The sequence below is a fragment of the Acinetobacter sp. ANC_7513 genome (genome assembly GCF_056779915.1).
Genome location: NZ_JBWYIW010000024.1, coordinates 1 through 1,084 on the forward strand (window position 1 = coordinate 1; position 1,084 = coordinate 1,084).

Sequence of the window (1,084 nt, forward strand, 5' to 3'; positions counted from 1 at the left end):
GTGATGTGATCAAAGCGACTGATGAATTAGACGCTGCAGATGCTGCATTAAAAACCAATGCACAACAAGAGTTTGAAGATTCATTAGCAACTGAAGCGGATTTAGTCGCGCTTGAAACGAAGGCGAAAGACCTTCAGACTAAACTTAATGACAATGCAGAGTTAGAAGAGTCAGCAAGATATACTGATGAAACACGTGATGCACTTCAAAAAGAAATTAATGAAGCTTTACAACTCGTTGCTGATGGTCGTGATCCATCAAAAAATGTAACTAAAGAAGAAGTTAAAAAAGCATCTGATGAATTAGACGCTGCGGATGCTGGATTAAAAACCAATGCACAACAAGAGTTTGAAGATTCATTAGCAACAGAAGCGGATTTAGTCGCGCTTGAAACGAAGGCAAATGAACTTCAAAATAAACTTGATGACAATGCAGAGTTGGAAGAGTCAGCAAGATATACTGATGAAACACGTGATGCACTTCAACAAGAAATTAATGAAGCTTTACAACTCGTTGCTGATGGTCGCGATCCATCAAAAAATGTAACTAAAGAAGAAGTTAAAAAAGCATCTGATGAATTAGACGCTGCGGATGCTGCATTAAAAACCAATGCACAACAAGAGTTTGAAGACTCATTAGCAACAGAAGCGGATTTAACTGCGCTTGAGACGAAGGCGAAAGACCTTCAGACTAAACTTGATGACAATGCAGAGTTGGAAGAGTCAGCAAGATACACTGATGAAACACGTGATGCACTTCAACAAGAAATTAATGAAGCTTTACAACTCGTTGCTGATGGTCGTGATCCTGTTAAAACAGTTACCAAAGGTGATGTGATCAAAGCGACTGATGAATTAGACGCTGCGGATGCTGCATTAAAAACCAATGCACAACAAGAGTTTGAAGATTCATTAGCAACTGAAGCGGATTTAGTCGCGCTTGAAACGAAGGCGAATGAACTTCAGACTAAACTTAATGACAATGCAGAGTTGGAAGAGTCAGCAAGATACACTGATGAAACACGTGATGCACTTCAACAAGAAATTAATGAAGCTTTACAACTCGTTGCTGATGGTCGTGATCC

Annotated in this window: 1 protein-coding gene; it reads left to right on the forward strand. The window is 39.5% G+C overall.

Translation table 11 applies throughout. The features are described 5' to 3' along the window. Positions 1-1,084, forward strand: a 1,084-nt coding sequence (locus AC1M9B_RS14355; RefSeq protein ID WP_481609335.1) for a hypothetical protein, incomplete at both ends; no start/stop codon positions are given.